Below are 25,779 nucleotides of genomic sequence, written 5' to 3' on the forward strand. Positions count from 1 at the left end.
TTCGCCGCTTTGGCGGCAACAGGTTACCGGCTCTTGATCTACGACCGGACTCCCATGACGCACGGCCGCCCGGCCCGGACGTTCGAGTTGTCCACAGCTCCGTCGGACTCTTCCGATCAGCCGGGACGGGCGCGGAGCATCGAGGGCATGACGACGAGCATCGGCTGGCGACTCGCCGGCCTCACGATCGACCTCTCCGGCCTCGACGAGGTGTCCACCACCGCCGCCCGCGCCGCTCTGATCGGACGCCTCGCCCCTCCCGCGGTCGTAGCGCGGCGGACCGCCGCCTGGATCTGGGGTTTCGATCTCCTGCCGCCCGGCTCCGGCCCGGCGAGGCCCGAGATCGACCTCCTCGGCGTCGCGAACGTGCCACCGTCCCATGTCGTTGAGGAGTCGGGCATACAAGTGACCTCCCTGACCAGGACGGCCCTCGACTGCGCCCGCTGGCTCCCGCGCGCCGAAGCGGTGGCCGGGCTCGACCAGTTCCTCCGGGCGGGCGTCGAACGGGCGGACCTCCGGCGCATGGCTGGTGAACTCACCGGATACCGCGATTCCTCACGATTACGCGAAGTGCTGCGCCTGGGGGACGCGGGCGCGGCCTCACCGGGTGAGAGCAGGACGCGCTTCGCCATCATCGAAGCCGGTTTCCCGCGACCACGTACCCAGATCCCCATACCGGGGCCCAGAGGCGACCCCTTCTACATCGACCTCGGCTACGAGCGGTTCCGGGTAGGGGTCGAGTACGACGGCGAACCCCACCACCTCGGCGCCCGAGCCCGAGCCAGAGACGAGGCCCGGCGCCGCTGGCTCGCACGAGAGGCGGGCTGGGAGATCATCCCGGTCACCAGGGACTTCCTATCCCGCCCCGCGCCCTACCTCGAGGCCCTGCTGACCACCCTCCTACACCGAGGATGGCACCCGTCCGACAGAACGCTCGACCGCATCACCACCCACCTGACCCGCCTCCGCAGACGCCGAACCACCTAAGAACGCCCCCCAAGAACCCACACAGACAAGCCACCGCCCAACCCACTACCAACAACCCAACCGCCCCTCGCCCGTTGGTTTGCGATGTCGTGTGCGCGGCATTGTTGGGTTGCCGGTTCCCGGGACGGGGCGTTGGGGTCGAGGGGAGTGCGGTGTGCTGACAACCTGGGGTGAACGGATCGGTGTGGGGATGCCGGGTATCCGTAAGACGGGTTTGTACCGAGATTGGCGTGTAAGTCTGTTCGGTGGGGTAACGGGCTGCTTGGTGTTGATTGCAGGAGAAGGTGACCGGTTCGAAAGACAACTGGGTCAAGGAAGGTGAAATAATGGATTGGAAGCTTCAAGTGGTGGTCGTGCCTGTTTCGGATGTCGACGCCGCCAGGGCCTTTTATGTCGAGAAGCTTGGTTTCAAGGTGGACACCGACTATCGCGCGGGGGAGGACTTTCGCATCGTCCAGTTGACGCCGCCGGGGTCGGCGTGCTCGATCTCGATCGGCAAAGGGGTCGCCAAGGCGAAGCCTGGCTCCGCCCAAGGGATGCACCTCGTCGTCACGGACCTGGATGCCGCCCGTGCGGAGCTCATCGAGCGGGGGGTGGAGGTCGGCGAACCCTTCCACTTCGACGAGGGCGGGGTACGGCAGGGAGCGGACCCCAAGCGACGTGACTACGCCTCCTTCCTGTCGTTCGAGGACCCCGACGGCAACGGCTGGCTCGTCCAGGAGGTGAAGGGAAGCGCGAAATAGGCGGAGTCGCCCTTAAGGGTCGAGTCATTTCAGATGGGATGGGGCGAGAGTCGCGGACATGGACGGCGACTTTTCGGATTGATGCCCTTGCGTCGGCAAGGGGCTGGTCGAGGTGGCGCGAGGGGCAGATGGATAGGTTGCGTCCAACTTCTGGTCCTGCGCGAGCGAGTCGTTCGCGGGCCGGTTGGTGGCGCCGACGACGGCGCGGTCAACGCGTGCCATCGTCTTGATCTCGTGTGGTGCGGCTTGCTGTTCTCCTGTTGTGATCGCTTGGCTTTGCTGGCTTCGGTGTTGTGGTCCCTGGCCGCGTCCTTCGTCGAGCTTGGCTTTGCGTGCAGGGCCGTGAGACGTCCCCGGGTGGCCGTCATCGGCGACCATTGGCTGGGGTAGGCCGGATGAAGTTATGCGTACGTGCGTACCGTGTGGTTGCGCGGCTCAAGGCGTGCCATTGGGGTCGAGCCATCGAGCTTCGCTTTTGACGGATGTGTAAGGGCGGGCCTGTGATTTATGGATCGTGGCGATTGTGGTTGTTGGTGATGGTGCTTTTGTGGTCTTGGTGTGCGGGGGAGTGGGTGTCGGAGGGGTCGTCTACGCTGAGGGGGCTCTGGTCGGGTGGAGGTGGGGGTTGTCGTGACGTGGTCGCGTGGTGGTGATCCGTTGGTCGGGTTGGTGGGGGTGGTGTTGGAGCACCACGGGTACGCGTACTCGGTTGTGGGTGAGGACGAGCTTGCGGTGACGCGGCCGGGGCGGGCGAAGCCGGTGCGGATGTACTTGACCAATCTGCGGCAGTGGGTCGCGCGGAAGCCTGAGGAGCAGTGGCCGGCTTTCGTCTCCGACTTCGTGGGGTCGCTGATCGCCACGGCGGAGGTCGAGGACGATGAGGTGCTCGACCTGGAAAACTTCTCGGTCGTGCGGTCGTTGCTCCGGACCCGCCTGTACGCCGACGACTTCCGTACGGACCTGGAGGTGGTGCGGCGGGCGGTGGCGCCGGGGGTGATCGAGATCCTGGTGGTGGACAGGCCGACCTCGCTGATGATCGTGAACGTCGAGGTGGCCGGGGCCTGGGAGGTGGGGGTCGAGGACCTGTTCCGGATCGCGCGTGAGAATGTGCGCGCGGACGGCCCTCTTGAGGTCGAGGACGGGACCCTCGATGGTGTGCGGGTCTGTTCGCTCGGCGGCGAGACCGCGTACGTCACCGCGCACGCGTTGTGGGCGGGCGACTATCCGGTCACGGGGACGAGGGGCGCTCTGGTCGCCGTGCCGGCGCAGGGGGTGATCCATGCCTGCCCGGTCAACGGCGACGACGTGCCCGCCGCGATGAACCTGCTGATCCGGCTGGCCTGGGCGGGTTATCGGGAGGGGCCGCGCTCGGTGAGCCCGAACGTCTACTGGTGGCACGGGGAGCTGCGGCTGGCGGGCGCGGTCGAGGCGAACGGCGATGCCCTGGAGGTGTCGATCAGTTCGGAGTTCCAGACGTTCCTGGAAGAGCTGGTGCGGGACTGACGGCGCGCCAGGTGAGCAGGCCGATCGGAACGGGCGCCCAGTACGTGACGACACGGAACAGCAGCACGGCCTGCACCGCCGTCCCCGCGGAGACGCCGACCACGGCGAGGGCGCCGACCAGCGCGGCCTCGGTGGAGCCCAGGCCGCCGGGAGCCGGAAGGGCGGCGCCCGCGGCGGCGCCCACGAGGTAGGCGACCAGCAGTGGGAGGATGTCGTCGGGCGTGGCGGTGCCGGGCACGGCCAGGACGCTCAGCGCGAACGCCACGCCCAGCACGAAGGTCGTCGCGGCGGACGCGGCGAGCGTGATGGCCAGGTCGCCGGGGCGGCGGCACAGCTCCGTCATGCCGCCGAGCGCCTTCCCGACCGCGGCGGACCGTACGCAGCGGCGGGCCAGCAGGGCGGTGATCGGCAGGAGCGCCGCCGCGGCGGCCAGGGCCGGGGCGGGCGGTAGCCGGTCGGCGAGCCTGACGGCGTGCGCGGCCACGGTCTCCGCCATCCGGGAGTCCTGCGTGATGAGGAGCAGCAGGCCCAGCAGGATCAGGTCGGCGGGCGCACCGGCCACCTGGAGGGACGCGACGGCCACGGCGGCCCTTCCGAGCGACATGCCGTGGCTGACCAGGTACCGGGTGTTGACGGCGACCGCGCCGAGTCCGCTGGGCGTGACCCGGTTGGCCGCGGCGGCGGTGAACTGGGCCAGCGTCGTCCTGAACAGCGGTAGCCGGTGCCCGGCGGCCCCGCGTAACGCGATCGCGGCGAAGACGTAGTGCAGGACGGAGAGGACCGCGAGCGGGGGAAGGAACTCCCAGCGCACGTTCTGGAAGGCAATGGACGCGGCGCGTAACGGGCCGTCCCCGTAGAGGACGAGCAGTCCTGTTGCGAGCGCGACCGGGAACAGACCGGCCAAGGCCCAGCGGATGCGTGGCCGCCGCCGCGCCGCGTAAGGACAGCCGCCCGAGGTCGCGAGCCCGGCGGCCTCCGCGCGTTCGGCGCCGGCGACGATCGTCTCCACACCTTCAGTTGTGGACCAGTTGTCTGAAGGGTACGCGACCGGCCGCCGCCCCCGAGGCGAACAACGTCCGGCGGAACGATCATCGGTCAGGCGGCGGGCTGGTAGCGGTACGGCCGGGTCTGCGCGCCTATGTAGCGGAGTGTGCTGCGGAGCGTCCAGTGGTTGAGGCGGGTGGGGACCATGCGGTAGCCCTGCCGGTTGGCCATGGCGAGCGCGGCGAACCGGACCTGGTCGGCGGGGCTCCACGGGATGTCGAACCGGTCCCGGACGATCGACGGCAGGCAGCCGAAGGTGACCAGGCGGAGCGGGCGTTCGGCGACGAGGCGGCCGGCGCGCTCCAGGCGGGCGCCGCCGACCGGCATGAGGGAGACGGTGTCGGATCCGTGCTTGGCGATGTCCAGGGCGCGGGCAGCGGCAGGGGTGAGTTCGAGCCGCTTGGCGCAGATGTGCCAGAACTTGGACTGGAACGAGGCGTAGTCCGGCGGGACGGGACGCATGCTGACGCCGTACCGGGAGTACCAGGTGACCGTCTCCGCGTAGAGGCGTTCGCGGTCCTCGGCGGAGAGCGTGCCGGGGTGGAAGACGTCGACGGCCTTGAAGATCTCCCAGGTGAACGTGGCGTGCGCCCACCAGTAGGTCTCGGGTTCGAGCGCGTGGTAGCGGCGGTGGTGCTCGTCCACGCCTCCGATGGCGCGGTGCAGGTCGCGGATGGCGCGTCCGCGGCGGTCGGCGTCGGGGGCGAAGATGGTCGCCCAGATCTGCGGGACCGAACGGTAGATGCGGTCGAACGGCGCGTCGAAGAAGGCCGAGTGCTCGGACACCCCCGCCCCGATGCCGGGATGCATGAGCTGCATGAGCCCGGCGGCGGCACCGGGCAGCAGGGAGCGCATGTCGCCCGCGTACGACCACAGGAGCGAGCCAGGGCCGAGCGGGGCGGTCGCCGGCGTCCGGGGCGGGGTGGTGGAGACGGTCATCGCACCTCCCTTGATGACGCGCGTCTCCTCCGATGATGAGACAAGAGCCATTTTTTGTCTAATGTCTAGCGTGCGTGAGCCCGCCCGCCGTCTTCAGGCGGGCGGGCTCAGGCGTGGGTCAGGCGGCGGGCTTGTAGACGGCCACGGCGCACGCGCTGCCCAGGCCGATGTTGTGCTGGAGCGCGACGCGGGCGTTCTCGACCTGGCGCTTGCCCGCCTGGCCGCGCAGTTGCCAGGTGAGCTCGGCGCACTGGGCGACTCCGGTGGCGCCGAGCGGGTGACCCTTGGAGATGAGCCCGCCGGACGGGTTGACGACCCACTTGCCGCCGTACGTGGTGGCCTCGTCGTCCACCAGCTTGTGACCCTCCCCGACGGCCGCCATGCCGAGGGCCTCGTAGGTGATGAGCTCGTTGGCGCTGAAGCAGTCGTGCAGTTCGATCACGTCGACATCGTCGATGCCGACCTGGGCCTCGTCCATGGCCGTGCGGGCGGCGCGCTGCGAGCAGCCGAAGCCGACGACGCGGATGGACGAGTGGTCCTCGAAGCTGTCGGGGACGTCCGTGGCGATGGCGTGGCCCGCGATTTCGATGGCCTGACCCCACAGGTCGTGCTCGTCCACGAACCGCTCGCTCGCCACGATCGCGGCGGCGGCGCCGTCGGAGGTGGGCGAGCATTGCAGCTTGGTGAGCGGGTCGTAGATCATCGGGGCGTTCTTGACGTCGTCGAGCGAGTACTCGTCCTGGAACTGGGCGTAGGGGTTGTTCACCGAGTGCTTGTGGTTCTTCCAGCCGATCCAGGCGTAGTGCTCGGGGGCCGAGCCGTACCTCTCGATGTGCTCCCGGCCCGCGTTGCCGAACATCTGCGGCATCGGCGCCTTGTCGGCCTCCCACGGGCGCCCGGCGGTCATCGAGGTCAGATGGTGGTCGATGATCGTGACCTTGGACTTGCCCACCCCGGCGCCCAGGGAGCCCTTCTGCATCTTCTCCATGCCGAACGCGAGCGCGCAGTCGGCCAGCCCGCCCTTGACCGCCTGCCGGGCCATGAACAGCGCGCTGGACCCGGTGGCGCAGGCATTGGAGACGGTCATCACGGGAATGCCGGTCATGCCGGTCTCGTAGAGGGCGCGCTGTCCCATCGCACCGTAGGCGGAGCCCGCGTACGCCTGCTCGATGCGCTCGTAGGGGATGCCCGCGTCCTCCAGGGCCTTGCCGACCGCCTCCTTGGCCATGTCCGGGTACTCCCAGTCACGGGATCCGGGCTTCTCGAACTTGGTCATGCCTACGCCGACGACGAATGTGCGGTTGGCCATCGAGCCCGCCTCTCCTCGCACCGAATCGAGTTCGGTCTCACGATAACCCGGTGCCCCGATCGAGCGCTCGCTCGGTCCCTCCCGGCGGCCCCGCCTCAGGCGGTCATCTCGTCGGCCAGCGCGGCGGCGAAGGCGGCGACGTCGCCCTCGGTGGTGTCGAACGAGCACATGAACCGGACCTCGCCGGTGCGGTGGTTCCAGGTCGAGAAGGCGTAGCGCTTGCGCAGGCGGTCCGCGACGTCCTTCGGGATGATCGCGAAGACCGCGTTGGCCTGGACGGGCTGCGTGATCTGGACGCCCGGCACGGCGCGCACCGCGTTCGCCAGGTGCTGGGCCATCGTGTTCGCGTGCGTCGCGTTGCGCAGCCACAGATCGCCGTCCAGCAGGGCGACGAGCTGGGCGGACAGGAACCTCATCTTCGAGGCGAGCTGCATCCCCATCTTGCGCAGGAACTCGATGCCCTGAACGGCCTCGGGGTTCAGGACGACGATCGCCTCGGCGACCATCAGCCCGTTCTTGGTGCCCCCGTACGACAGCACGTCCAGCCCGGCGTCGGTGGTGAACGCCCGGAGCGGCAGGTCGAGGGCGGCGGCGGCGTTGGAGATGCGGGCGCCGTCCATGTGCAGCAGCATCCCGCGCTCGTGCGCGCAGGACGCGAGCGCCGCGACCTCCTCGGCGGTGTAGACGGTGCCCAGCTCCGTGCTCTGCGTGATGGACACGATCTTGGGCTGGGGATGGTGCGGGTCGCCCCAGCCCCACGCGTACCGGTCGACCAGTTCGGGGGTCAGCTTGCCGTCCGGCGTCGGGATCGGCGTCAGCTTCAGCCCGGCGACCTTCTCGGCGGCGCCGCACTCGTCCACGTTGATGTGGGACGACTCGGTGCACAGCACCGAACTCCAGCGCTCCGACATCGCCTGGAGCCCCACGACGTTCGCGCCCGTCCCGTTGAACACCGGGTACGTCTCGGCCTGCTCACCGAAATGGCGGCGCATCACCTCGCGGAGCCTGGCGGTGTGCGGGTCGTCGCCGTAGGCGGGCTGGTGCCCCTCGTTGGCCGCGGCCAGCGCGGTCAGGACCTCCGGGTGGACACCGGCGTGGTTGTCGCTGGCGAAGCCGCGGACGGGCGAGGAGGAACCGTTGAGGCGATCATCCATGCCCTCATTCTGTCGCACGCGGAGGATCGGACGGCCGGTGCCGCCGGGGACCTCCGCGTACGGCCGGGCTCAGGCGTCCGTGCCGGTCAACGGCTGCGGGTCGCCGATCGCGGCGGGTCCGGCGGGCGGCGCGGAGGGGTGGCGGGCCGGAAGGCGGGAGCGAAGGCTGTCGATGTCGTCGCCCATGCGGGCGATGTTGGCCTGAAGGTCGCGCCAGAGCCCGGCGCGCTGCTCCATGCGGGTGAGCTTCCCGCGCAGTTCGGACAAACGGTTCTCGACGGTCTCCAGTCCGGAGCGCTGGGCCGCGGTCTCCCGCCCGGTCCGGACCAGGCCCGTGGCGAGCGTGGTGAGATCGCGCTCGGCCTCGTGGATGCGCTCGTCGAGCCGGGGCAGCAGCCGCTCGTTGAGCTGGGCGATCAGCGAGTCGAGGTCGGCGCGCAGGGCCCGCAGCTCGCGGTCGTGCTCGTCGGCGCGCCGTTCGAGCCGGTCGATCCTGGCCTCCTGGGCGAGCAGCCGCCGGAGGGCGTCACGGTCCGTGCGGTCCGGTTCTCCCGCGATCGCGGCGAGCAGGCCGGCGCCCGCCCGCAAGCGTCGCTCGGCCTCGGCGGCGGCGCGGCGGATCAGAACCGGGAACAGCACGGTCATGAAGGGCTCCTCGAGGCGAGACGCTGGGTGGCTGCCCCCTAAACTTTAGGCGAATTCCAATCGAACAGAGAATGTCCCCGCGAATGTTTCGCAGGTGTTGCGCGCCAGATCCCGCCAGGTCACTGCGGACTTCGCCGGGGACGCCGTCGCCGCGTCATCGCGCCGGGTGCGCGTTCCCGCCGCCGGGGCGACCGGCCCCGCCGCGAGCGGCTGCGCCGACCCTGGTCAAGTCAAGCACGTCGGGGCGGCGTGCATCCTGCCTATCGCGCATCCTGCCTATCGCGCATCCTTGCTATCGTGCATCCTCCATATCCGGAGCCCGCTCACCGCGCCCGGCCGATCGTGCACGCTCAATGCGATGGTGTGATGACGTTTTGTGAACGACGGAAGTCGGCCGGCTTCTCCGGCAATCCCCGAATCGGCGGGCGCCGGCGATCAGGTCCGGGCGGTGCGGATGCCGGAGAGGTGGCCGGTCTCGTTGTACGACACCGGCCGCAGGCGTTCCCCGTCGCGGCGCCACCGGCTCACCGAGCAGTTGGCCACCGGTGTCTTCTCGATCTTCATGATCTCGCCCTCGGACAGGCCCTCCACCAGGTACCGGGTCATCACCACGATCGCGTCGTGCGTCGCCACCAGGACCCGCTCGCCCGGCATGTCCTGTTCCACATCCCGGTACAGGCTGCGCAGGCGCAACGCGAGGTCCGCCCAGGACTCCCCGCCGGGCGGGCGGTAGTAGAACTTGCCGAGACGTTTCATCCGCGTGGCCTCTTCAGGATGGCGGCGGTGCACTCCCAGCACCGTCAGACCCTCCAGGACGCCCTGCTCGCGGTCGCGCAGCCGCTCGTCCACCTGGATCTCGGCGTCGAGGGACGCCTCCTCCAGCGCGATGCGCGCGGTCTCGGCGGTACGCAGGTACGGGGACGACAGCACCCGCGTCGGACGCTCGTCGGCGGGCAGCGCCCGGAGCCAGCGGCCCAGCGCCGTCGCCTGGACCCGTCCCAGCTCGGAGAGCGGGATGTCGGCGTCGCGCTCGACGATCCCGACCTCCTCGGCGTCGGTCCCCAGCACCGCCTGGTAGGCGATGTTGCCGATGCTCTCGCCGTGCCGGACCAGGGTCAGCGATTGGAGCGCGTTCACGCGAGCCATGATCCCATGTCCGCGCGCCACTTGACCCGATGCGTCCTCTACAGGGTGTAGTAGTAGGCTCGGAGTCCTATGTCGAGCGTCCTGTCGACGATGATCATCGCCGTGTCGCTGCTGGCGGCCGTGTACGCCCTGGTGGGCTCCCTGCGGGACCGTCCCATGGACCTGTGGCATCTCGGCTCGCTGGCCGTGCTGGAGGTGCTGCTGATCGCGCAGGCCGTGGTGGGCTTCGTCAAGCTGGGCGGCGACGAGGGTCCCGCCGAGCCGGCCACCTTCATCGGCTACCTGGTCGGGATCCTGCTCATCCCGCTCGCCGGGGCGGGCTGGGGGATGCTGGAACGCAGCCGCTGGGGTCCCGGCGTGATCGTAGTGGCGTGCCTCTCGGTCGCGGTGATGGTGGTGCGGACGCGGCAGCTCTGGGAGGGCACCGTTGGCTGAGCGCGAGCGGAACGACGCCCCGGCGGTGGCGCCGGACACCGCGCCATCACCCTCGCCCCCGCCCCCGTCCGTGAACGGCTCCGTGAACGGCGAAGATCAGGGGGAGGCGACGCGGAGCGGTCCGGGACGGCTGCTGGTGGCGGTGTACGCGGTCTTCGCGCTGGCGGCCGGGGCGCGGGCGGGCGTTCAGATCGCCACGCGCTTCTCCGAGGCGCCGGTGGCCTACGCCCTGTCGGCGTTCGCCGCCGTGGTCTACGTCCTGGCCACGGTCGCGCTGGCCATGGGAGGGCGGACCTCGCGCCGGGTGGCGCTGATCTCGCTGTCGATCGAGCTGGCCGGTGTGCTGATCGTGGGGACGCTGAGCATCGCGGATCCGGCGGCGTTCCCGGACGCGACGGTCTGGTCGGTGTACGGGCGCGGGTACGGCTTCATCCCGCTGGTGCTGCCGGTCGTGGGACTGTACTGGCTGCGCAGAAGCGCCGTCCCGGCTCCGTCCCGTACCTGAACGGAGGCGTCCGGCAGGGGCCGGAGGCCGCCTCCGGCGGGGATGCCGGTTTTGGGGTCGCGCTTGTATGGTGGGCATCCCCGCTGGAGGAAGCTCCCTCTCCTTGTTGTCGCCCTTTCCTCCTCTCAGGCGTCGTGTCGTCCGCCTTGCTTTCAGGCGGGGGTCTCTTAGGCGGGGTCTACGGGCCGGCTCCTTCAGGCAGGGGTCATCGTGCGGCTGATGGGCAGTGCGAGGACCGCGGCCCGGGTGATGGCGTCGATGTCGGCGGGGGAGAAGTCGGCCACCGGGTTCTGGTGGATCCAGCGGATCAGCTTCAGCGGCGAGGCGAAGGTGATGCCGTCGGCGCGGAACGGGGCCTTGCGGAGCTTGCCGCCGTGCACCGCCAGGACCGGGACGACCTTCACCTCGATGCCGGCGTGCTCGGCGAGGAGGCGGCCGGTGGTGGCGGCGGCCTCGACCAGCTCGCGCACCATCTGCGACTTGGTACGGCCGTCCACGAAGAGCTGGCCGCCATGCGAGGTGATCTCCGTCTCGGGATGCCAGGCGTCGTTGCGGATCAGCCAGATGCCGCCGGGCCCGACCACGAGCTGGTCGGCGGTGCCGTGGCCGGGGACGGTCCGGCCGTGCAGGACGCGGTGGCCGCGGCGTTCCAGCGTGAGGCGCAGCAGCCGGCCCATCCGCTCCTCACCGCGCAGCCCGCGCCGCCACACCTTGGATGCGTTGTAGGTGCGCCAGTGGATGCAGGTGTCCGCTCCCGCAACGATCAGGGCCGCAATGGTTCCGAAAACAGCGTTCACCAGGGCCCCGCACAACAACAGCGTCAGCCCGGCCAGAATGGCTCGTCTCCGCAATCTGCTCTTTCGGTCACGCTGCCACAGCTCCTCATAGACGGCCTGCGGAGAGCCACCGGTGAACGCCTCCCGTCCCCGGAGATAGATGGAGCTGCCGAACATCTTGACCTCCTCGCACCTGGCATGACGATGCTAATTATGGAGATACACGGTGCATTGGCCCACGGGCGACCCCGGGTTACGAAAGTCCACCGGAAAGGCAATGCGCGATGAAAGAGGTATTGCCGGTGTCCGATGCCGCAGGAGCATCTGTGAGGCTTGTTGAAGTGCGGTAAAGAACGTTCGCCCGCAATTGTGTAAAGCGCACTGCAACTATCACCGCAAGGCTCGCGGGGAAATCGGTCCGTGGCATTTATCACATTGGGGGGACCGGATGGCGCCGCCGGGGCGCGCGGCAGACTGGTGCGGTGCCTTCCGCCGCCCGACCGATCGACCTGCCGGTCCGCGCGGCCGTGCCCGCCCTGGCCGCCGCGCTGGAGCGGCGGGGCGTGGCCGTGCTGGCGGCGCCGCCCGGGACCGGCAAGACGACGTTCGTCCCGCTCGCGCTCGCCGGTCTGGTCCCCGGCGTCCCGGGTCTGCGCGCCCATCGGGCCGATCGCGCCGAAGGCTCCGTTCCCGGTGCCGATCAGGGGAAGGTCCTGGTCGTGGAGCCGCGGCGGCTGGCGGCCCGTGCCGCGGCGCGACGGATGGCCTGGCTTCTGGGCGAACGGGTCGGCGGCTCGGTGGGCGTCACGGTCCGCGGCGAGCACCGTCCGGGAGCGCTCATCGAGGTGGTCACCACCGGGGTGCTGCTGCGACGCCTCCAGGGTGAGCCGGAGCTCGACGGCGTCGCCGCCGTGATCCTCGACGAGTGCCATGAGCGCCATCTGGACGCCGACACCGCGCTGGCCTTCCTGCTGGACGTGCGGGCGGCCCTCCGTCCCGGGCTGCGGCTGGTCGCCGCGTCCGCGACCACCGACACCGCGCCCTGGGCCCGCCTCCTCGCCGGTGAGGGGGACGACCCGGCGCCGGTGGTGGAGACCGACGCCGCCCTCTTTCCGGTCGCGGTCGAGTGGGTGCCGCCGCCGCGTCCCCTGCCGCCGCCGCACGGCATGCGCGTCGACCCGGCGTTCCTCGCGCACGTGGCGTCCACGGTCCGGCGGGCGCTGGACGAGCGTGACGGCGACGTGCTCTGCTTCCTCCCCGGCGCGGGGGAGATCGCCAGGGTCGCGGGCCTCCTGCGCGACGCGGGAACGGACGCGCCGGTCGACGTCCTCCAGGTGCACGGCCAGGCCCCGGCGGCCGTACAGGACGCGGTGCTCGCGCCGGGAGAACGGCGCCGGGTCGTCCTGGCCACCTCGGTCGCCGAGTCGAGCCTGACCGTCCCGGGCGTACGGGTCGTGGTCGACTCGGGTCTGGCCCGCGAGCCGCGCACCGACCACGCGCGCGGCCTGGGCGCGCTGACCACCGTCCGGGCGTCGCGGGCGACGGCCGACCAGCGCGCCGGACGCGCGGGACGCGAGGCGCCCGGCACCGTCTACCGCTGCTGGACGGAGGCCGAGCACGAGCGCCTGCCGGCACGGCCCAGGCCCGAGATCGAACTGGCGGACCTCACCGCGTTCGCCCTCCAGGCCGCCTGCTGGGGCGATCCCGGCGCCGAGGGCCTGGCCCTTCTGGACCCGCCGCCGGAGGCCGCCCTCCGCGCCGCCCGCGGCACCCTCCACGCCCTCGGCGCCACCGAGGACGGCCGGGTCACCGAGCGCGGACGCCGCCTGGCCGGGATGGGCGTGGAGCCGCGGCTGGCCCGCGCCCTCCTCGACGGCTCCCGGGAAGTGGGCGAACGCGCCGCCGCCCAGGTCGTGGCGCTGCTGTCCGAGCCGCCCCCGCGCAGCGCGGGGGACGACCTCACCGCGGCCTGGCGTTCCCTGCGCCGCGACGGCCCCGCCAGGGACGCCCACGCCGCCCGCTGGCGCGACGAGTCGCGGCGGCTGCTCAAGGCCCTCACCGACCTGCCGCGTCCCGGCGAGGGCGATGGCGGCGCCCCCGGGAAGCGGGACGACGACGCCGTGGCGGGGACGGTCGTCGCCCTCGCCTTCCCCGAACGGGTCGCGCGGCTGCGGCCGGGAGGCGGGTACCTCATGGCGTCGGGGACGGGCGCCGAACTGGCCGCTGATTCCGCACTGGCGGCGGCCCGGCCCGAATGGCTGGCGGTGGCGATCGCCGACCGTCCCGCCGGGTCGGCCTCGGCGCGCGTCCGGCAGGCCGTCGTGATCGGCGAGGAGGTGGCGCGGTTCGCCGCCGCCCCGCTCCTGGCCTCCGGCGAGGAGGTGGCCTGGCGGGACGGCGACGTGGTGGCGCGGCGCGTGGAACGGCTCGGGGCGATCGAGCTGTCCGCGGAGCCGATCGCCCGTCCCGACCCGGGCCGGGTGCGGTCCGCGCTCGCGGACGGGCTGCGCGCCGAAGGGCTCGGCCTGCTCACCTGGACACCGGCGGCCACGGCGCTGCGCGAACGGCTGGCGTTCTGCCATCGCGCGCTCGGCGACCCGTGGCCCGCGATGGACGACGCCGCGCTGCTGGATCACGCCGCTGGATGGATCGGTGCCTCCGGGGCACGGCGCCGCGCCGATCTGGCGCGCATCGACGTCGCGGGCGCGCTGCGCGGGCTGCTGCCGTGGGAGTGCGCCGCCCGCCTGGACGAGCTGGCGCCCGAGCGGATCGAGGTGCCCTCCGGGTCGCGCGTCCGCGTCGACTACTCCGGCGAGCGTCCCGTCCTGGCGGTCAAACTCCAAGAACTGTTCGGCTGGGACGAGGCGCCCCGGCTGGCCGGCGGGAGGGTCCCGCTGGTGGTGCACCTGCTGTCACCGGCGGGACGGCCGGCGGCCGTGACGGCCGGCGGCCGTGACGGCCGGCGGCCGTGACGGCCGACCTGGCCTCGTTCTGGCGCGAGGGCTACAAGGCCGTCCGCGCGGAGCTGCGCGGCCGGTACCCGCGCCACCCCTGGCCGGAGGACCCGGCCCAGGCCACGCCCACCCGGCGCGCCAACCCCCGCCGCTAAGCGTTCTCCCCGGCAGAGCGTGAGCGGATGAGCGCCTCGATGCCGTCCAGGACGCGTTCCAAGCCGAACGCGAAGGCGTGCTCGGGGCCGACCGGGCCGTCGTACTCCTCCCCGGCGGCCGCTCCCACGCGCGTGCCCAGCGGGTACCGGCCGGGGTCGATGACCTTCTCCAGGAAGGGCGAGGTCGCCTCCCACCACTCGCGGTCGGTGATGCCGGTGCGCCGCTCGGCCTGGGCGACGTCGACCGACGACCGCGCCGAGCTGGCGGCGAACCCGGTGACCAGGGAGACGACCGAGTCCATCTCCACATCGGTGAGGCCCAGGCCGTCCACGGCGCGCAGTTCGTACTCGTACTTGTCGAGCAGGTTCGGCCCCAGGGGCGGACGCGCGGTGACGACCTGCAGCATCCATGGGTGCCGGTGGTACAGGTCCCAGTTCTCCCGGGCGATGTGCCGCAGCTTGTCCCGCCAGGGGAGGTCCTCGCCGGGCGGCGTCGCCTCGCCGAGCGCGCGGTCCATCATGACGTCGATCAGCTCGGACTTGCCGGGGACGTAGGTGTAGATCGACATCGGGGCCACGCCGAGCGTGTCGGCGATCCGGCGCATCGAGAGCGCGTCCAGCCCCTCGCCGTCGGCGATCTCGGTGGCCGCGCGGACGATGCGGTCGACGGTCAGGCGGGGCCGTGGCCCGCGGCGGGGCCGTTCCCGCACGTCCCACAGCAGTTCGAGGCTCCGCTTGGGATCGCCCGCCCCGCTGTACTCGACGCTCACGAGGCCGCTCCGCTCGCGCTCATGGGTTCGCCGCCGGTCGCAGTGTCACGCCGCCCATCTTCCCAGACGCCTCCGTGCCGCGCGGGAATGAAATCCCGTACGGCGTACGTTATGCTGGCCGAACTTACTCCGTACAACGTACAAAGTTGGGAGCGGTGGAATGGGCGAGCCGGCGATAGCGGCCGAGGGGCTGCGCAAGCGCTACGGCGACACCAAGGCCCTGGACGGCGTCGACCTGACCGTGCCCGCGGGGACGGTGCACGGTCTGCTGGGGCCCAACGGCGCGGGCAAGACGACGATGGTCCGGATCCTCACCACGCTCGCCCGGCCGGACGCCGGCCGAGCGCGCGTCGCCGGTCACGACGTGGTGCGCGAGGCGGTACGGGTCCGCGCCAGGATCGGCCTGGTGGGCCAGCACGCGGCGGTGGACGAGATCCTCGGCGGGCGGCAGAACCTGGTGATGTTCGGGCGCCTCTACCACCTGAACGCCCGCCAGGCCCGGCACAGGGCGGACGAACTGCTGGAGCGCTTCGGCCTCGACGGGGTCGGCGACCGGCCCGTGGCCACCTACTCCGGCGGCATGCGGCGCCGTCTCGACCTGGCCGCCGGCATGATCCTCGCGCCGCCGGTGCTGTTCCTGGACGAGCCGACCACCGGTCTCGACCCGCGGGCCAGGATCGAGGTCTGGGACGCGGTGCGGGCGCTCGCCGCCGCCGGCACCACCGTCCTGCTCACCACCCAGTACCTGGACGAGGCCGACCGGCTCGCCGACGGGATCTCGGTGCTCGACCACGGCCGGCTCATCGCGGCCGGCACCCCGGGCGAGCTGAAGTCCGAGCTGGGCGGCGACCGGGTGGACGTGGTCGTCCGCGAGGCCGCCGACCTGCCCCGCACCGCGCAGATCATCACCGCGATCACCGGCACCCCCGCCGAAACGGACCCCGAGGCCCTGCGCGTCGGGGCGCCCGTCATCGACCGGGTGGGCACGCTCACCCGGGCCGTCCGCGCGCTGGACGACGCGGGCGTCGCCGTCGCCGACATCGGCCTGCGCCGCCCCACGCTCGACGAGGTGTTCCTGCGCCTCACGGGCCACCGGCCCGTCCCGGAGACCCGGGACACCACCAGGTCCAGCACCGCCAAAGAGGAGGCGCCGGCATGACCGTGCTCACCCCCGTCGTCGAGCCCACCGGCCTGAGCCGGGTGCGGTGGGCGCTCGGGGACTCCTGGACGCTGACGCGGCGGGCCCTGGCCCACTGGGCCCGCCGCCCTTACGAGGTGCTGATCGGGCTGCTGTTCCCCGTGATGATCGTCCTGATGATGGGCTACCTGTTCGGCGGCCAGATGACGGTGCCGGGCGGCGAGACCTACCGGTCGTTCATCATGCCCGGGATGTTCGCCATGACCATGCTGTTCGGCATCGAGAACACCTACACCGCGATCGCCACGGACGCCGCCAGGGGCGTGACCGACCGGTTCAGGGCGATGCCGATGGCCTCCTCGGCGGTGGTCGCGGGCCGCGCCGCCGCCGACATGCTGTACGCGGTCGCCTCGCTCGCGGTCATGGTGGCGTGCGGGCTGCTGATCGGCTGGCGCTGGCACGGCGGCCTCGCCAAGGCCGCGCTCGCGTTCGGGCTGCTGCTCCTGCTGCGGTTCGCCCTGGTCTGGGTGGGCGTCTACCTGGGGCTGCTGGCGCAGGGGCCGGAGTCACTGATGGCCGTCCAGATCCTCGTCTGGCCGGTCGGGTTCGTGTCCAGCGCGCTGGTGGCGCCCGGCACCATGCCGGGATGGCTGGGCGCCGTCGCCGAAGGGAACCCGCTGTCGGCCACCGTCACCGCCTGCCGCGACCTGTTCGGCAACGCCGACGCCGCCGCCACCGGCTGGGCGGGCGAGAACGCGTTGCTGTTGTCGGTGGTGTGGCCGCTGGCGCTCGTCGCGGTGTTCCTCCCGCTGTCGGCCCGCCGCTACCGAGCCATGGGCCGCTGACGACCCTGAGCGAGCGGCGGGCCGACAGGCGACGGCTGCGCCAGGGGTCTCAGCCGCCCGGCAGCAGGGACGCGCGGTGCCTGGCCAGCGCCAGCGCCGGGTAGCAGTCCTCGGGGTAGGTCTCCGCGCCGTACAGCGCGGCGCGGAGGCGCGGCCCCACGGCGGCCGCGTCGTACGGCTGGACGACGCACAGCTCCGCCTGCATGGCCTTCCGCGCCGCGGCCATCATCCCCGGGACGTCCCCGACGATGACGATCTCGGTGGGCGTGTCCCCGTACGACAGCCGCACCGCCAGCGCGTGCAGGCCGGTGCCGCCCTCGTAGCGGAACTCGCACACCAGCCGGTCGCCGTCCAGCGGTCCCTCCTGGATCAGCCAGGCCAGGCCGGGGGTGACGGTGCCGAGCGAGCCCGCCCACTCCGGCTCGGGCTGCGCGGCCAGCTCGCCGGCCGCCCGCCCGGCGGCGCGGCGGGCACCGGTCGGGCCGATCGCCGCCAGCGCCCGCAGGAACGTCCGCGCCCCGGGCGTCCCGGCGTCCCGCAGCGTCGCGATCAGATCGCCCACCGCGGCCCGCCGCCCCTCGGCGTGCGGGGCGGCCGACTCCAGCGCGCCGAGCTGCGCGGAGGTCCACACCTCCGCCTGCAGGGCGCCCGGGAGCCCCGGAAGCTCACCGGCGGCGCGGGCGTACGCCCGGTACACCTCGCGCAGGCCGGGAAACGTCAGCCGAGGCCCCTGAACGGCGGAAACATCGGATGGCATCGCAGTCACCGCTCCAGGCTAGGGGACCACCCGGACCGGATGAAACGCCCCTCCCGGACCTCACCGGTTGGGCAGGGTGAGCAGCGTGCGCCCCGTCCCGATCGTGCGGACCTCGAACTTGGTGATCTCCTCCGGCTCCAGGGCCGTCGCCCCCTGGAGGGTGAGCTGCCGCATGGGCGAGTCGGGGAACCCGTAGCCCTTGGCCGGCACCGACCAGCCGGACACGATGTGCTCCCGCCCGGCCCGGTCGAAGGCGACCAGCTCGCAGCGCAGCGGGCCGCGCACCTTGCTCAGCCGCATCCCGACCTCGCTGCCCCACTGCTTGCGCTGCGTCGCCACCGTCCCGCTGATCCCGCTGGCCGGGTCGGTCGCCGAGACCGGCCGGGAGTTGCGGAACAGCGCCTCCACCCCGCTCTCGACGGGACGTTCCACGGGCGGCGGTGCCTCGTCCCGGTCGGCGCCGACGGTGATCCCCAGCCCGGCCGAGCCGCCCATCAGGACCACCCCGGCGGCCACGCCCACCAGCGCCTGCGACACCCTGCGGCGCCGGTTCAGCCTGCGGCGGCGCTGCAGCAGGTCCGACACGACGGACGGGTCGGGCACCGGCGCCGGCAACGGCTCCTCGGGGATCGGCGGCAGCCCGTCCAGCGTGGCGGCCAGGCCCCGCAGCGCGCCCAGCTCCTCGTGGCAGGAGGGGCAGGACGCCAGGTGCGTCTCGAAGGCGCGCGCGTCCGGCTCTTCGAGCAGCCCCAGGGCGTACGCGCCCACATCGGTGTGCTGCACCATGGCGTTCACGGCGTCACCTCCTCCTTCTTCGGCCTCATGGCGTCGTGTCCCCCTCCTCGGACCTCACGGCGGTCACGTCCCCCTCCTCCGGACGACCGCCAGGGCGGCTTCATGGCGTCACGCCCCTCTCCTCCAAGGCGACGCGGAGCGCCCGGAGCGCGTAGTAGACGCGGGATTTGACCGTGCCCACGGGAATGCCGAGGGACTTGGCGGCCTCGTTGACCGAGCGGTCCCGGAAGAAGGTCTCGTTCAGGATCTCCCGGTGCGCCGGCGACAGCGACATCAGTGCTTCGGAGACGACGACCGAACGCAGCAGGTCCTCCAACCCGTCAGGGGCGCGCAGGTTCTCCAGCGGGCCCTCGCCCGCCTCCTGGGGCCGGGCGTTCTTACGGCGCTGGTCGTCGATCACGATCCGCCGCGCCACCGTGGCCAGCCACGGCAGCAGCGAGGTGGCGTTGGCGTCGAGCTGGTTCGCGCTGCGCCAGGCGCGGATCATGGTCTCCTGCACCACGTCCTCGGCCCAGTGCCGGTCGCCGCCGGTCAGCCGCAGCACGAACGCCAGCAGCGGCCGCCCGTACACCCGGTACAGCTCGTTGACCAGGATCTGGTCGTCCACCGCCGCGGGACGCGGGCCGCTGAACCAGCTCCACGGCCCGGCGGGAGCGGCGCGCTCCGAGTCCGGCACGGTGGTCGAGGATCTGTGCGCCATCAGGAGTCTCCGGCTGTGGGGTGCGGGGATGCGGGGGTACGGCGGCGGTGCGCAGGGTGACCGGTTCACCCGCCGGGGGCGGATCGGCCGCCCCCGGCGGTGCCCGGCGGCGCGGCGGTGCGCGGCTCCTTCTGGCCGATCACCACGCCGCCGGTGCCCTGGCCGTAGCCGGGCGGCGGGGGCGTTCCCGCCCCGAAACCGGCCTTGGCGCCGGTGGGGCGGGCGACGAACCAGCCGCCGTCCACGCCCTGGCCGTTGGCGTCGCCCGGGGCGGTGTCCCCGGCGTAGCGGTAGAGCGGCCAGCCGGAGAGCGTGAGCTGGAGGGTTCCGTCCGGGCGCCGGACGCTGCCGACCCGGCCTTCCGGGATGCCGGCGGTGATCCTGATCTGGGGGCTCCAGCGCACCGGCGGCCACTTCCGCGCGCACGCGCCCACGCAGGTGCTGAGCGACGGTCGCGGGCGGTCGCGGTCGAAGCGGTACAGGAGCCGCCCGGCGTCGTCCGCGACGACGTCGCCCAGCGGCCCCGCTGGAAGGATCCTGAGACTGGTGATGGCGACAGGGGTTCCGTCACCGGGGACGCCGTTGCCGGGCACCGTGGACGGCGCGATTCCGCCCACGGGCTTGCCGTACCCGTCGTTCTCGTCCAGCCCGCTCGGCAGGGCGGGCGCCTCGCAGCCCGCCAGTGCGAGACCCGCCAACGCGAGGCCCGCCGCGGTGACGCCCATCGGGGCGGACCGCCGCTGGAGTGCCATGGACGACTTCCTCCGGGTCTCCGGTTCGGGGTGCCTGTCGGATGGATGTACGGGGGCGCGCGGGACGCGGTTCAACGGGAGCGGCACGGATTGATCCGGATCGGACCTGACTTGTTCGCTAGATGACTCTTACCGCCGGGTCCTGTCGGCTTGGGGGCGCGTCCAAGGGGACGTGCGCAGAGGTGCATCGGACGGCGACACGGAGGGAGACGATCCGGAGACGACCCGGAGACGGCTTGGGGCGCATCGCGAGAGTCCTCCGCACGAGGCGAACACTCACTCCAGCGTGGAGCGGATGAGGGCATCCGGCCCGATTCGCTCGGAGGACCGAGAGGCGATCGGAATGAACAGGACCGAAGGGCCCCTGGTCTACCGGCTTCTCCTGGCCGTGGACATCCAGGGCTACAGCAAGCGCACCACCGTCGAGCAACTGCGCGCGCAGCACCTGCTGAGCCGGGCGCTGGACCACGCCGCGTCCGCCATCGGCCTCGACCGTGCCCTCTGGGACAAGCAGGTCGGGGGCGACGGCGAGCTGGCCACCCTGCCCGAGGGCGTGGACCCGGCGCCGGTGGCCGGCGACTTCGTCATCGCCCTCGCGGACGGGCTGCGCGAGCTCAACACCGGCCGGGACGGCGGCCCGGCGCTGCGGATCCGGCTCGCCCTGCACCACGGCACGATGACCGCGGGCCCGTTCGGCCCGGCCGGTGACGCGCCGATCGTGGTGCAGCGGCTGCTGGACGCCTCGCCGCTGCGCCGCCTGCTGACCGACGACGCCGGCCGCGACCTGGCCTACGTGGTCTCCGAGTCGCTGTACGAGGACGTCGTCCGCACGGGGTTCTGCGCGCTGCCGCCCTCGGCGTTCCAGGCCATCAAGGTCACCGCCAAGGGCGCCGTGTTCCGCGGCCACATCCTCACCGGTGAGGCCGCGCGGCGGAATGCGCGCCCTCGGGAACGGCGGGACCGGACGGCCGGGCCGCCGGGCGCCCGCGTGCTGGACCTCCCGTCCCTCGCCGCCCAGGGCATCGCCTGACGGCGGTCCGAGGGCGGGAAGCAACGCCCCGGCGGCGCGGTTGTGCCCAGCGTCAGGTCCTGCGCCGAGTGGCGTACGGCGACGGAGGGAGACCCGCATGGCTGACGAGACGGCGCTGCACAAGCTGCTGGGCGAGCGGAACCTGGGGGTGCTGGCCACCCTCAAGCGCGACGGGCGCCCCCAGATGTCCACCATCACCTACCACTTCGACGAGGCCCGCCGGCTGGTGCGGGTCTCGGTCACCGACGATCGGGCCAAGACGCGCAACCTGCGCCGCGATCCCCGCGCCAGCCTCCATGTGAGCTCCGAGGACGGCTGGTCGTGGGCGGTGGCCGAGGGCGATGCCGAGCTGTCCGCCGTCGCGTCCGACCCGCATGACGAGGCCGTCGAGGAACTGATCGACTACTACCGCTCCATCAGGGGCGAGCACCCCGACTGGGACGACTACCGCCGCGCGATGGTCGCCGAGGGACGCCTGATCCTCCGCCTCCACGTCACGCGCGTCTACGGGCAGCCCCCGGCCTGACATACCCCGGGCGTGGTAGCGGCACCGGTCCCCGCTACCACGCCCGAGGTAGGGCGGAAGCCGCCGGTCATGCGATGTGGCGGCGCGAACCGTACCGGCACCGTCGGCGTCATGAGAACGACACCGACGACACCGACGACACCGGAGGCGCCCCCGGCGGTATCGCCGGCCGCGCGGAGGCGCTCCACCAAGGCGCGGTTCTCGCCGCGAACCCGCAAGGCCGTCCTGTTGCTGCACGTCCTCGGCTCGCTGACCTGGCTGGGACTGGACGTCGGCCTGCTGGCGCTCAGCCTGACCGGGCTCACCAGCGACGACCCGGCCACGGTACGGGCGGTGTATCTGGCCATGAACGTGCTGGGCACCACCGTCCTCATCCCGGCCGCGATCCTGTCGCTGGTCACCGGCGTGCTTCTGGGCCTGGGCACCAAGTGGGGCCTGGTCCGCTACCACTGGGTCCTGGTCAAGCTGGTGCTCACGGTCATCACCGCGGCCCTGACCATCTTCGCGCTGCGGTCGGGGCTGAGCCAGGCGGCGGACGAGGTCAGGCTGTCGGCGGTCGCGCCCGCCGACGCCGCGGGCGGCCTGCTCTTCGCGCCCATCGTCTCGCTGACCTGCTACCTGTTCATGACGGTCCTCTCGATCTACAAGCCCTGGGGACGGACCCCATGGGCGCGGCGCCGCGCCGCATGAGCGGAACGTCCGGAGACGCGCGCTACGCCCCAGGTTGCTCCTTACGGTGGCCATGGGGCGTACGCCTTAACATCCAGCTATGGCGGAAGTGACCTCCCGGGACGGTGCGTGGACGTTCGACGGCGAGGCCGTGCGGATCGTGCCCGGCCACGATCGCTCGGTGCACAAGTTGCGCAAGGCGCTGGGCGAGGTCGTGGTGCCGTTGCAGGCCATCCGCGGCGTGGCCTACGAGCCGGGACGCAAGGGCGGCCGGCTGCGCCTGCGCCTGCGGGACGGCGCCGACCCGTTCTCGCAGGCGGTCGCGGGCGGGCTCCCCGGTCCCGCCGACCCGTACTCGCTGGTCGTCGGCTCCGACCGCACCGGCGCCGCCGAGTTCTTCGTCGACGACGTGCGCAACTCCCTGCAAGTGTGGGAAGTGCCGGAAGGCCCCTGCGACCGCTACCTGATGCCGGGTCCCGGCGTGCCGCTGACCGCCGCCGCGGGGGACGGTTCCGCCTCCTTCGACGGCGAGCGGGTGCGGCTGGAGTGGAACTGGCTGGCCAGCGGGGCGAAGACGGCGGCGGGACCGCAGACGTTCGAGCTGAAGGACGTGGTCGGCGTCGAATGGGGCCGCCAGGTCGGCATGGGCTACGGGTACCTGCGGTTCAGGCTCCGCACGCCCGCGCCCGAGCGCTCCCCGGAAGAGGACCCGCGCGCCCTGTCCTGGGGCATCCAAAAGGAGGGCGGGACGACGGCGCTGCTTGCCGCGGCCGTGCTCGCGCGCCTTCCGCACCCTTCCGCCCCCGCCGTCCCGGAACCGGCCCCCGCCGGCGCGAACACGAGCGCGCAGGACGATCCGGACGCGATGCTGCGCCGCCTGCGCGAACTGGGCGAGCTGCACCGCGAGGGCGTCCTGACCGACGAGGAGTTCACCGTCGCCAAGCGCACCCTGCTCGGCATGTGAGAAGAAGCGTGGAGCGGAAAGCACCCCGCAGCTCTTTCCGCTCCACGCGCCTGTGACGGCCCCTGTCAGTCGAGGTCGGGGCCGTAGACCTCCCATAGCTCGCCGGCGAAGAACCGCCCGAAGGACACCAGCGCCAGCGGACCGCCCGGTCCCGAGGTGCGGAACGTGGTGAGCTGCCGGGCGAAGTCGGTCAGCTTGATCTGGAGCACGCCCGCGGCCAGCACCTCCGCCTCCTCGTCCCCGCCCTCCTCGACATGCCCGTCCAGGATGCGGACGTACAGGGTCGAGGTGTCCGGCCAGATCCGGGTGGGAGGGCCGTGCAGGACGTTCTTCCGGCCGGTGAGGGTGCGGTGCCGGCCCTGGTCGTCGGCGAAGTGCAGGCGGTACTTCATCAGCCTGCGGTCCTCCGCGCCCCCCGGCGCGAACAGGTTGAACCAGCCCCGCTGCACCGGCCGCCGTCCCCCGTGACCGGGTGCGTCCACCCATCCCTCGGCCCGCGCGGTGTGCTCGGGCTCCTCCAGGAACCGGTGCACGTCGTCGGCGGTGATGGTGAGCCGGAACGAGAACCGCTCGCGCCGGTCGTCCAGCTCGCCCGCCCGCGGATCGGACGTCCCGTAGGTGACGAACCCCTTCATCTCCTCCGTGAACGACAACGACGTACGGCCCGGACCCTCGGGGGGCGTACCCCCGGCCCCCGCGAGTGTCCCCGATTCACCGCCGCGTCCCTGAACGGGGACGCCACCCCGCGTCCCCTCGGACGGGCCGTACGCCTTGCCGCCCGCCCCGTCGGGCGAGCCGGCTCCCCGCGCCGGCCCGGCCCCCGTGTCGACGGGGCGGGACTCACCCTCCAGGATCCGGGTGGCCATCCGGTCGGCCAGCGCGGCGATGGTGAGGGAGGGGTTCGGGCCCACCGGTCCGGGCATCGCCGCCCCGTCGGCGATGTAGAGACCGGGGAACCCGAAGACCTCACCGAAGGCGTTGCACACGCCTTCCAGCGGGTCGCGTCCCATGGGCGCGCCGCCCAGGGGATGCACCGTGATGACCCGCTTGCGGAACCACATGGGGTTGTCGGCGTAGTCGGCGCCCAGCACGTCCGCGATGCCCTGCATCGTGCTGCGCAGCCGCTCGAAGTGCGCCGTGCTGGTCTCCGACGTCCAGTCGGCGGTGAGCCGGCCGTCCTTGAGGGACAGCCGCCCGTCGGGGGTGTCGCGCCCCATGCCCAGCAGCGGCAGTGAGCTCACCGCCAGCGCCCCGTCGCCGATCAGATCGGCGATCTCCTTGGACAGGTTGGTGTCGGGCGCGCCGGAGAAGAACTCGGTGAACCGCCCCCACAGGAACTTCACCGCCCGGTCGATCTGGTCGCCCAGGTCGAACGGCTGGATGATCCAGTCGACGAAGGCGGGGTAGCCGCCGTCCTCGATGTAGGCGCCGCGCCCCGCGCCGGGATGGCCGTCCAGCTCGTCGGGCAGCCGGATCGCGCTGGTGATCACCGGGCCGCGGCTGGCGTCCAGCGGGCGGACCCGGTCGCGGTCGCGCGAGCGCAGCAGGAACGTCAGCAGGTCGCCGTTGCCGCAGAACCGCGAGCCCAGCGCCGGGCTCAGCCCGGGGAAGTCGCGGGCCGACTTCAGCAGCAGGTAGGTCGTGCCGTACGTGCCGGCGCCCAGGATCAGCCGGTCGCAGGTGATGGTGCGGACCGGCAGGTCGCGCGCCTTGCGCGGCCCGCGCCCGTCGCCCTCGACCGGGGTGGTCTCGTAGGTGACGTAGTCGACCTCGTACCCGCCGGTCGGGCGCGGCCGGATCGCCTTCACGTCGCAGGACGTCCGCAGGTCCGCGCCGTGGAACTTGGCGGCGGACAGGTAGTTGTGGTCGAGGGAGTTCTTGGCGCCGTCGTTGCAACCGATGTCGCACTCGCCGCACAGCCGGCACGTGCGCCGCGGCTTGCCGTGCAGGTTGCCGTAGGCGGGCTCGGCGATCGGCAGGTTCAGGCCGGGCGCGGCACCGGCCTCAGGAGCGAAGGACACCGCGAGCGGCGGAAGCGCCCAGTGCAGGCCCAGCTCGGCCGCCGCGTCCTGCATCGCGTGCGTCTTGGGCGTGTCGGCGTACGCGGCCTGGTCGAGCGGGTACGGGGTCGCGCCCATCATCTTCTCGACCTGGTCGTAGTGCGGGTCGAGGTCGGCGCGGCTCACCGGCCAGGGCTCGTAGCCGCCGTCCATCGTGTCGTTGACGAACCAGCGCTCGTCCTTGCGCAGCAGCACGTTGGCGTAGATGAGGGAGCCGCCGCCCAGCCCCGAGGACACCACGGAGTCGCAGCCCTTGAAGCTCCACACGTCGAACATGCCGTACAGGCCCTCGGCGGGGTCCCAGAACGCCCGCCCCAGCTCGGCGGGGGAGCGCGGGAACGAGCCGGGCGCGTACTTCTGGCCGCGTTCCAGCAGCACGACCGACCGTCCGGCCTCGGCCAGCCGGTAGGCGGCGACCGAGCCGCCGAACCCCGAGCCGACGACGACCGCGTCGACGTGCTCGGTGGTCATGTGCCGG

General features: G+C 72.3%; 26 protein-coding genes. 13 read left to right on the forward strand and 13 right to left on the reverse strand.

What is annotated here, in order from left to right:
* Positions 1 to 147: 147 nt before the first annotated feature.
* The 3 genes from QSK21_RS12525 (at position 148) to QSK21_RS12535 (ending at position 3,233) form a co-directional block, all read left to right on the forward strand.
* Positions 148 to 987 carry a type IV toxin-antitoxin system AbiEi family antitoxin gene (locus QSK21_RS12525; protein WP_285695773.1) on the forward strand — a complete coding sequence of 280 codons (840 nt, stop codon included), beginning with the start codon at positions 148 to 150 and terminating at the stop codon, positions 985 to 987.
* Between the two features lie 272 nt (positions 988 to 1,259).
* Complete coding sequence (locus QSK21_RS12530; protein WP_285695775.1) at positions 1,260 to 1,730, forward strand: glyoxalase superfamily protein; 471 nt, start codon at positions 1,260 to 1,262, stop codon at positions 1,728 to 1,730.
* Positions 1,731 to 2,387: 657 nt separating this feature from the next.
* Positions 2,388 to 3,233: a hypothetical protein gene (locus QSK21_RS12535; protein ID WP_285695777.1), complete on the forward strand. Its 846-nt coding sequence runs from the start codon at positions 2,388 to 2,390 to the stop codon at positions 3,231 to 3,233.
* Here the strand turns inward: QSK21_RS12535 and QSK21_RS12540 are convergent.
* From QSK21_RS12540 to QSK21_RS12565, 6 genes are all read right to left on the reverse strand, one after another.
* Positions 3,187 to 4,242 (reverse strand): lysylphosphatidylglycerol synthase transmembrane domain-containing protein, encoded by a 1,056-nt coding sequence (locus QSK21_RS12540; RefSeq protein WP_285695778.1) that lies wholly within the window; start codon positions 4,240 to 4,242, stop codon positions 3,187 to 3,189. The two genes, QSK21_RS12535 and QSK21_RS12540, sit on opposite strands and share 47 nt — an antisense overlap.
* Positions 4,243 to 4,328: 86 nt before the next feature.
* Positions 4,329 to 5,216: an oxygenase MpaB family protein gene (locus QSK21_RS12545; protein ID WP_285695779.1), complete on the reverse strand. Its 888-nt coding sequence runs from the start codon at positions 5,214 to 5,216 to the stop codon at positions 4,329 to 4,331.
* Between the two features lie 118 nt (positions 5,217 to 5,334).
* Positions 5,335 to 6,525 (reverse strand): thiolase C-terminal domain-containing protein, encoded by a 1,191-nt coding sequence (locus QSK21_RS12550; protein WP_285695780.1) that lies wholly within the window; start codon positions 6,523 to 6,525, stop codon positions 5,335 to 5,337.
* Positions 6,526 to 6,620: 95 nt separating this feature from the next.
* Positions 6,621 to 7,679, reverse strand: a complete 1,059-nt coding sequence (locus QSK21_RS12555; protein ID WP_285695782.1) for a threonine aldolase family protein — start codon at positions 7,677 to 7,679, stop codon at positions 6,621 to 6,623.
* Between the two features lie 69 nt (positions 7,680 to 7,748).
* On the reverse strand, positions 7,749 to 8,324 hold the full coding sequence (locus QSK21_RS12560; protein ID WP_285695783.1) for a hypothetical protein: 576 nt from the start codon (positions 8,322 to 8,324) through the stop codon (positions 7,749 to 7,751).
* A 435-nt stretch (positions 8,325 to 8,759) separates the two neighbouring features.
* On the reverse strand, positions 8,760 to 9,470 hold the full coding sequence (locus QSK21_RS12565) for a histidine phosphatase family protein (RefSeq protein WP_285695784.1): 711 nt from the start codon (positions 9,468 to 9,470) through the stop codon (positions 8,760 to 8,762).
* A 69-nt stretch (positions 9,471 to 9,539) separates the two neighbouring features.
* On the opposite strand from QSK21_RS12565, the gene QSK21_RS12570 reads away from it, so the two are divergent.
* Positions 9,540 to 9,905, forward strand: coding sequence for a hypothetical protein (locus QSK21_RS12570; RefSeq protein ID WP_285695785.1), 366 nt, complete (start codon positions 9,540 to 9,542; stop codon positions 9,903 to 9,905).
* Between the two features lie 82 nt (positions 9,906 to 9,987).
* Positions 9,988 to 10,410: a hypothetical protein gene (locus QSK21_RS12575; protein ID WP_285695986.1), complete on the forward strand. Its 423-nt coding sequence runs from the start codon at positions 9,988 to 9,990 to the stop codon at positions 10,408 to 10,410.
* 194 nt (positions 10,411 to 10,604) lie between these two features.
* On the opposite strand, the gene QSK21_RS12580 is transcribed toward QSK21_RS12575, so the two are convergent.
* The gene (locus QSK21_RS12580) at positions 10,605 to 11,363 is read right to left on the reverse strand and encodes an NERD domain-containing protein (protein ID WP_285695786.1); all 759 of its coding nucleotides are present in this window, start codon (positions 11,361 to 11,363) and stop codon (positions 10,605 to 10,607) included.
* A gap of 305 nt (positions 11,364 to 11,668) precedes the next feature.
* On the opposite strand from QSK21_RS12580, the gene hrpB reads away from it, so the two are divergent.
* Both hrpB and QSK21_RS12590 read left to right on the forward strand, forming a co-directional pair.
* A complete protein-coding gene (hrpB, locus tag QSK21_RS12585; RefSeq protein WP_285695788.1) occupies positions 11,669 to 14,158 on the forward strand; it encodes an ATP-dependent helicase HrpB in 2,490 nt (829 codons plus the stop codon).
* Positions 14,155 to 14,295: an ATP-dependent helicase C-terminal domain-containing protein gene (locus tag QSK21_RS12590; protein WP_285695789.1), complete on the forward strand. Its 141-nt coding sequence runs from the start codon at positions 14,155 to 14,157 to the stop codon at positions 14,293 to 14,295. Before hrpB ends, QSK21_RS12590 begins: the two co-directional genes overlap by 4 nt.
* On the opposite strand, the gene QSK21_RS12595 is transcribed toward QSK21_RS12590, so the two are convergent.
* Positions 14,292 to 15,065 carry a TetR/AcrR family transcriptional regulator gene (locus QSK21_RS12595; RefSeq protein WP_285695791.1) on the reverse strand — a complete coding sequence of 258 codons (774 nt, stop codon included), beginning with the start codon at positions 15,063 to 15,065 and terminating at the stop codon, positions 14,292 to 14,294. The two genes, QSK21_RS12590 and QSK21_RS12595, sit on opposite strands and share 4 nt — an antisense overlap.
* 160 nt (positions 15,066 to 15,225) lie before the next feature.
* Between QSK21_RS12595 and QSK21_RS12600 the strand changes: the two genes are divergently transcribed.
* Together QSK21_RS12600 and QSK21_RS12605 are read left to right on the forward strand one after the other, a co-directional pair.
* Positions 15,226 to 16,224: an ATP-binding cassette domain-containing protein gene (locus tag QSK21_RS12600; RefSeq protein ID WP_285695793.1), complete on the forward strand. Its 999-nt coding sequence runs from the start codon at positions 15,226 to 15,228 to the stop codon at positions 16,222 to 16,224.
* Positions 16,221 to 17,048: an ABC transporter permease gene (locus tag QSK21_RS12605; protein ID WP_285695794.1), complete on the forward strand. Its 828-nt coding sequence runs from the start codon at positions 16,221 to 16,223 to the stop codon at positions 17,046 to 17,048. The genes QSK21_RS12600 and QSK21_RS12605 overlap by 4 nt, the downstream gene beginning before the upstream one ends.
* A gap of 49 nt (positions 17,049 to 17,097) precedes the next feature.
* On the opposite strand, the gene QSK21_RS12610 is transcribed toward QSK21_RS12605, so the two are convergent.
* The 4 genes from QSK21_RS12610 to QSK21_RS12625 all read right to left on the reverse strand — a co-directional run bounded on the left by QSK21_RS12610 (position 17,098) and on the right by QSK21_RS12625 (position 20,052).
* The gene (locus tag QSK21_RS12610; protein ID WP_285695987.1) at positions 17,098 to 17,805 is read right to left on the reverse strand and encodes a hypothetical protein; all 708 of its coding nucleotides are present in this window, start codon (positions 17,803 to 17,805) and stop codon (positions 17,098 to 17,100) included.
* Between the two features lie 60 nt (positions 17,806 to 17,865).
* A complete protein-coding gene (locus QSK21_RS12615) occupies positions 17,866 to 18,591 on the reverse strand; it encodes an anti-sigma factor family protein (protein WP_285695988.1) in 726 nt (241 codons plus the stop codon).
* Between the two features lie 109 nt (positions 18,592 to 18,700).
* A complete protein-coding gene (locus tag QSK21_RS12620; RefSeq protein ID WP_285695796.1) occupies positions 18,701 to 19,300 on the reverse strand; it encodes a sigma-70 family RNA polymerase sigma factor in 600 nt (199 codons plus the stop codon).
* 65 nt (positions 19,301 to 19,365) lie between these two features.
* Complete coding sequence (locus QSK21_RS12625) at positions 19,366 to 20,052, reverse strand: hypothetical protein (RefSeq protein WP_285695797.1); 687 nt, start codon at positions 20,050 to 20,052, stop codon at positions 19,366 to 19,368.
* 343 nt (positions 20,053 to 20,395) lie between these two features.
* Between QSK21_RS12625 and QSK21_RS12630 the strand changes: the two genes are divergently transcribed.
* From QSK21_RS12630 to QSK21_RS12645, 4 genes are all read left to right on the forward strand, one after another.
* Positions 20,396 to 21,082 carry a nucleotidyl cyclase domain-containing protein gene (locus QSK21_RS12630; protein WP_285695798.1) on the forward strand — a complete coding sequence of 229 codons (687 nt, stop codon included), beginning with the start codon at positions 20,396 to 20,398 and terminating at the stop codon, positions 21,080 to 21,082.
* 97 nt (positions 21,083 to 21,179) lie between these two features.
* The gene (locus QSK21_RS12635; protein ID WP_285695800.1) at positions 21,180 to 21,608 is read left to right on the forward strand and encodes a PPOX class F420-dependent oxidoreductase; all 429 of its coding nucleotides are present in this window, start codon (positions 21,180 to 21,182) and stop codon (positions 21,606 to 21,608) included.
* A gap of 111 nt (positions 21,609 to 21,719) precedes the next feature.
* Positions 21,720 to 22,298 (forward strand): DUF2269 family protein, encoded by a 579-nt coding sequence (locus tag QSK21_RS12640; protein ID WP_285695802.1) that lies wholly within the window; start codon positions 21,720 to 21,722, stop codon positions 22,296 to 22,298.
* A 79-nt stretch (positions 22,299 to 22,377) separates the two neighbouring features.
* Entirely contained in the window at positions 22,378 to 23,241 is an 864-nt protein-coding gene (locus QSK21_RS12645) for a DUF4429 domain-containing protein (protein ID WP_285695804.1), read from the forward strand.
* Positions 23,242 to 23,306: 65 nt separating this feature from the next.
* Here the strand turns inward: QSK21_RS12645 and QSK21_RS12650 are convergent, their stop codons facing one another.
* The gene (locus tag QSK21_RS12650) at positions 23,307 to 25,772 is read right to left on the reverse strand and encodes a GMC oxidoreductase (RefSeq protein WP_285695805.1); all 2,466 of its coding nucleotides are present in this window, start codon (positions 25,770 to 25,772) and stop codon (positions 23,307 to 23,309) included.
* Positions 25,773 to 25,779 lie beyond the last annotated feature (7 nt).

The organism is Actinomadura sp. NBRC 104412 (assembly GCF_030269515.1).
Classification (GTDB): Bacteria; Actinomycetota; Actinomycetes; order Streptosporangiales; family Streptosporangiaceae; genus Spirillospora.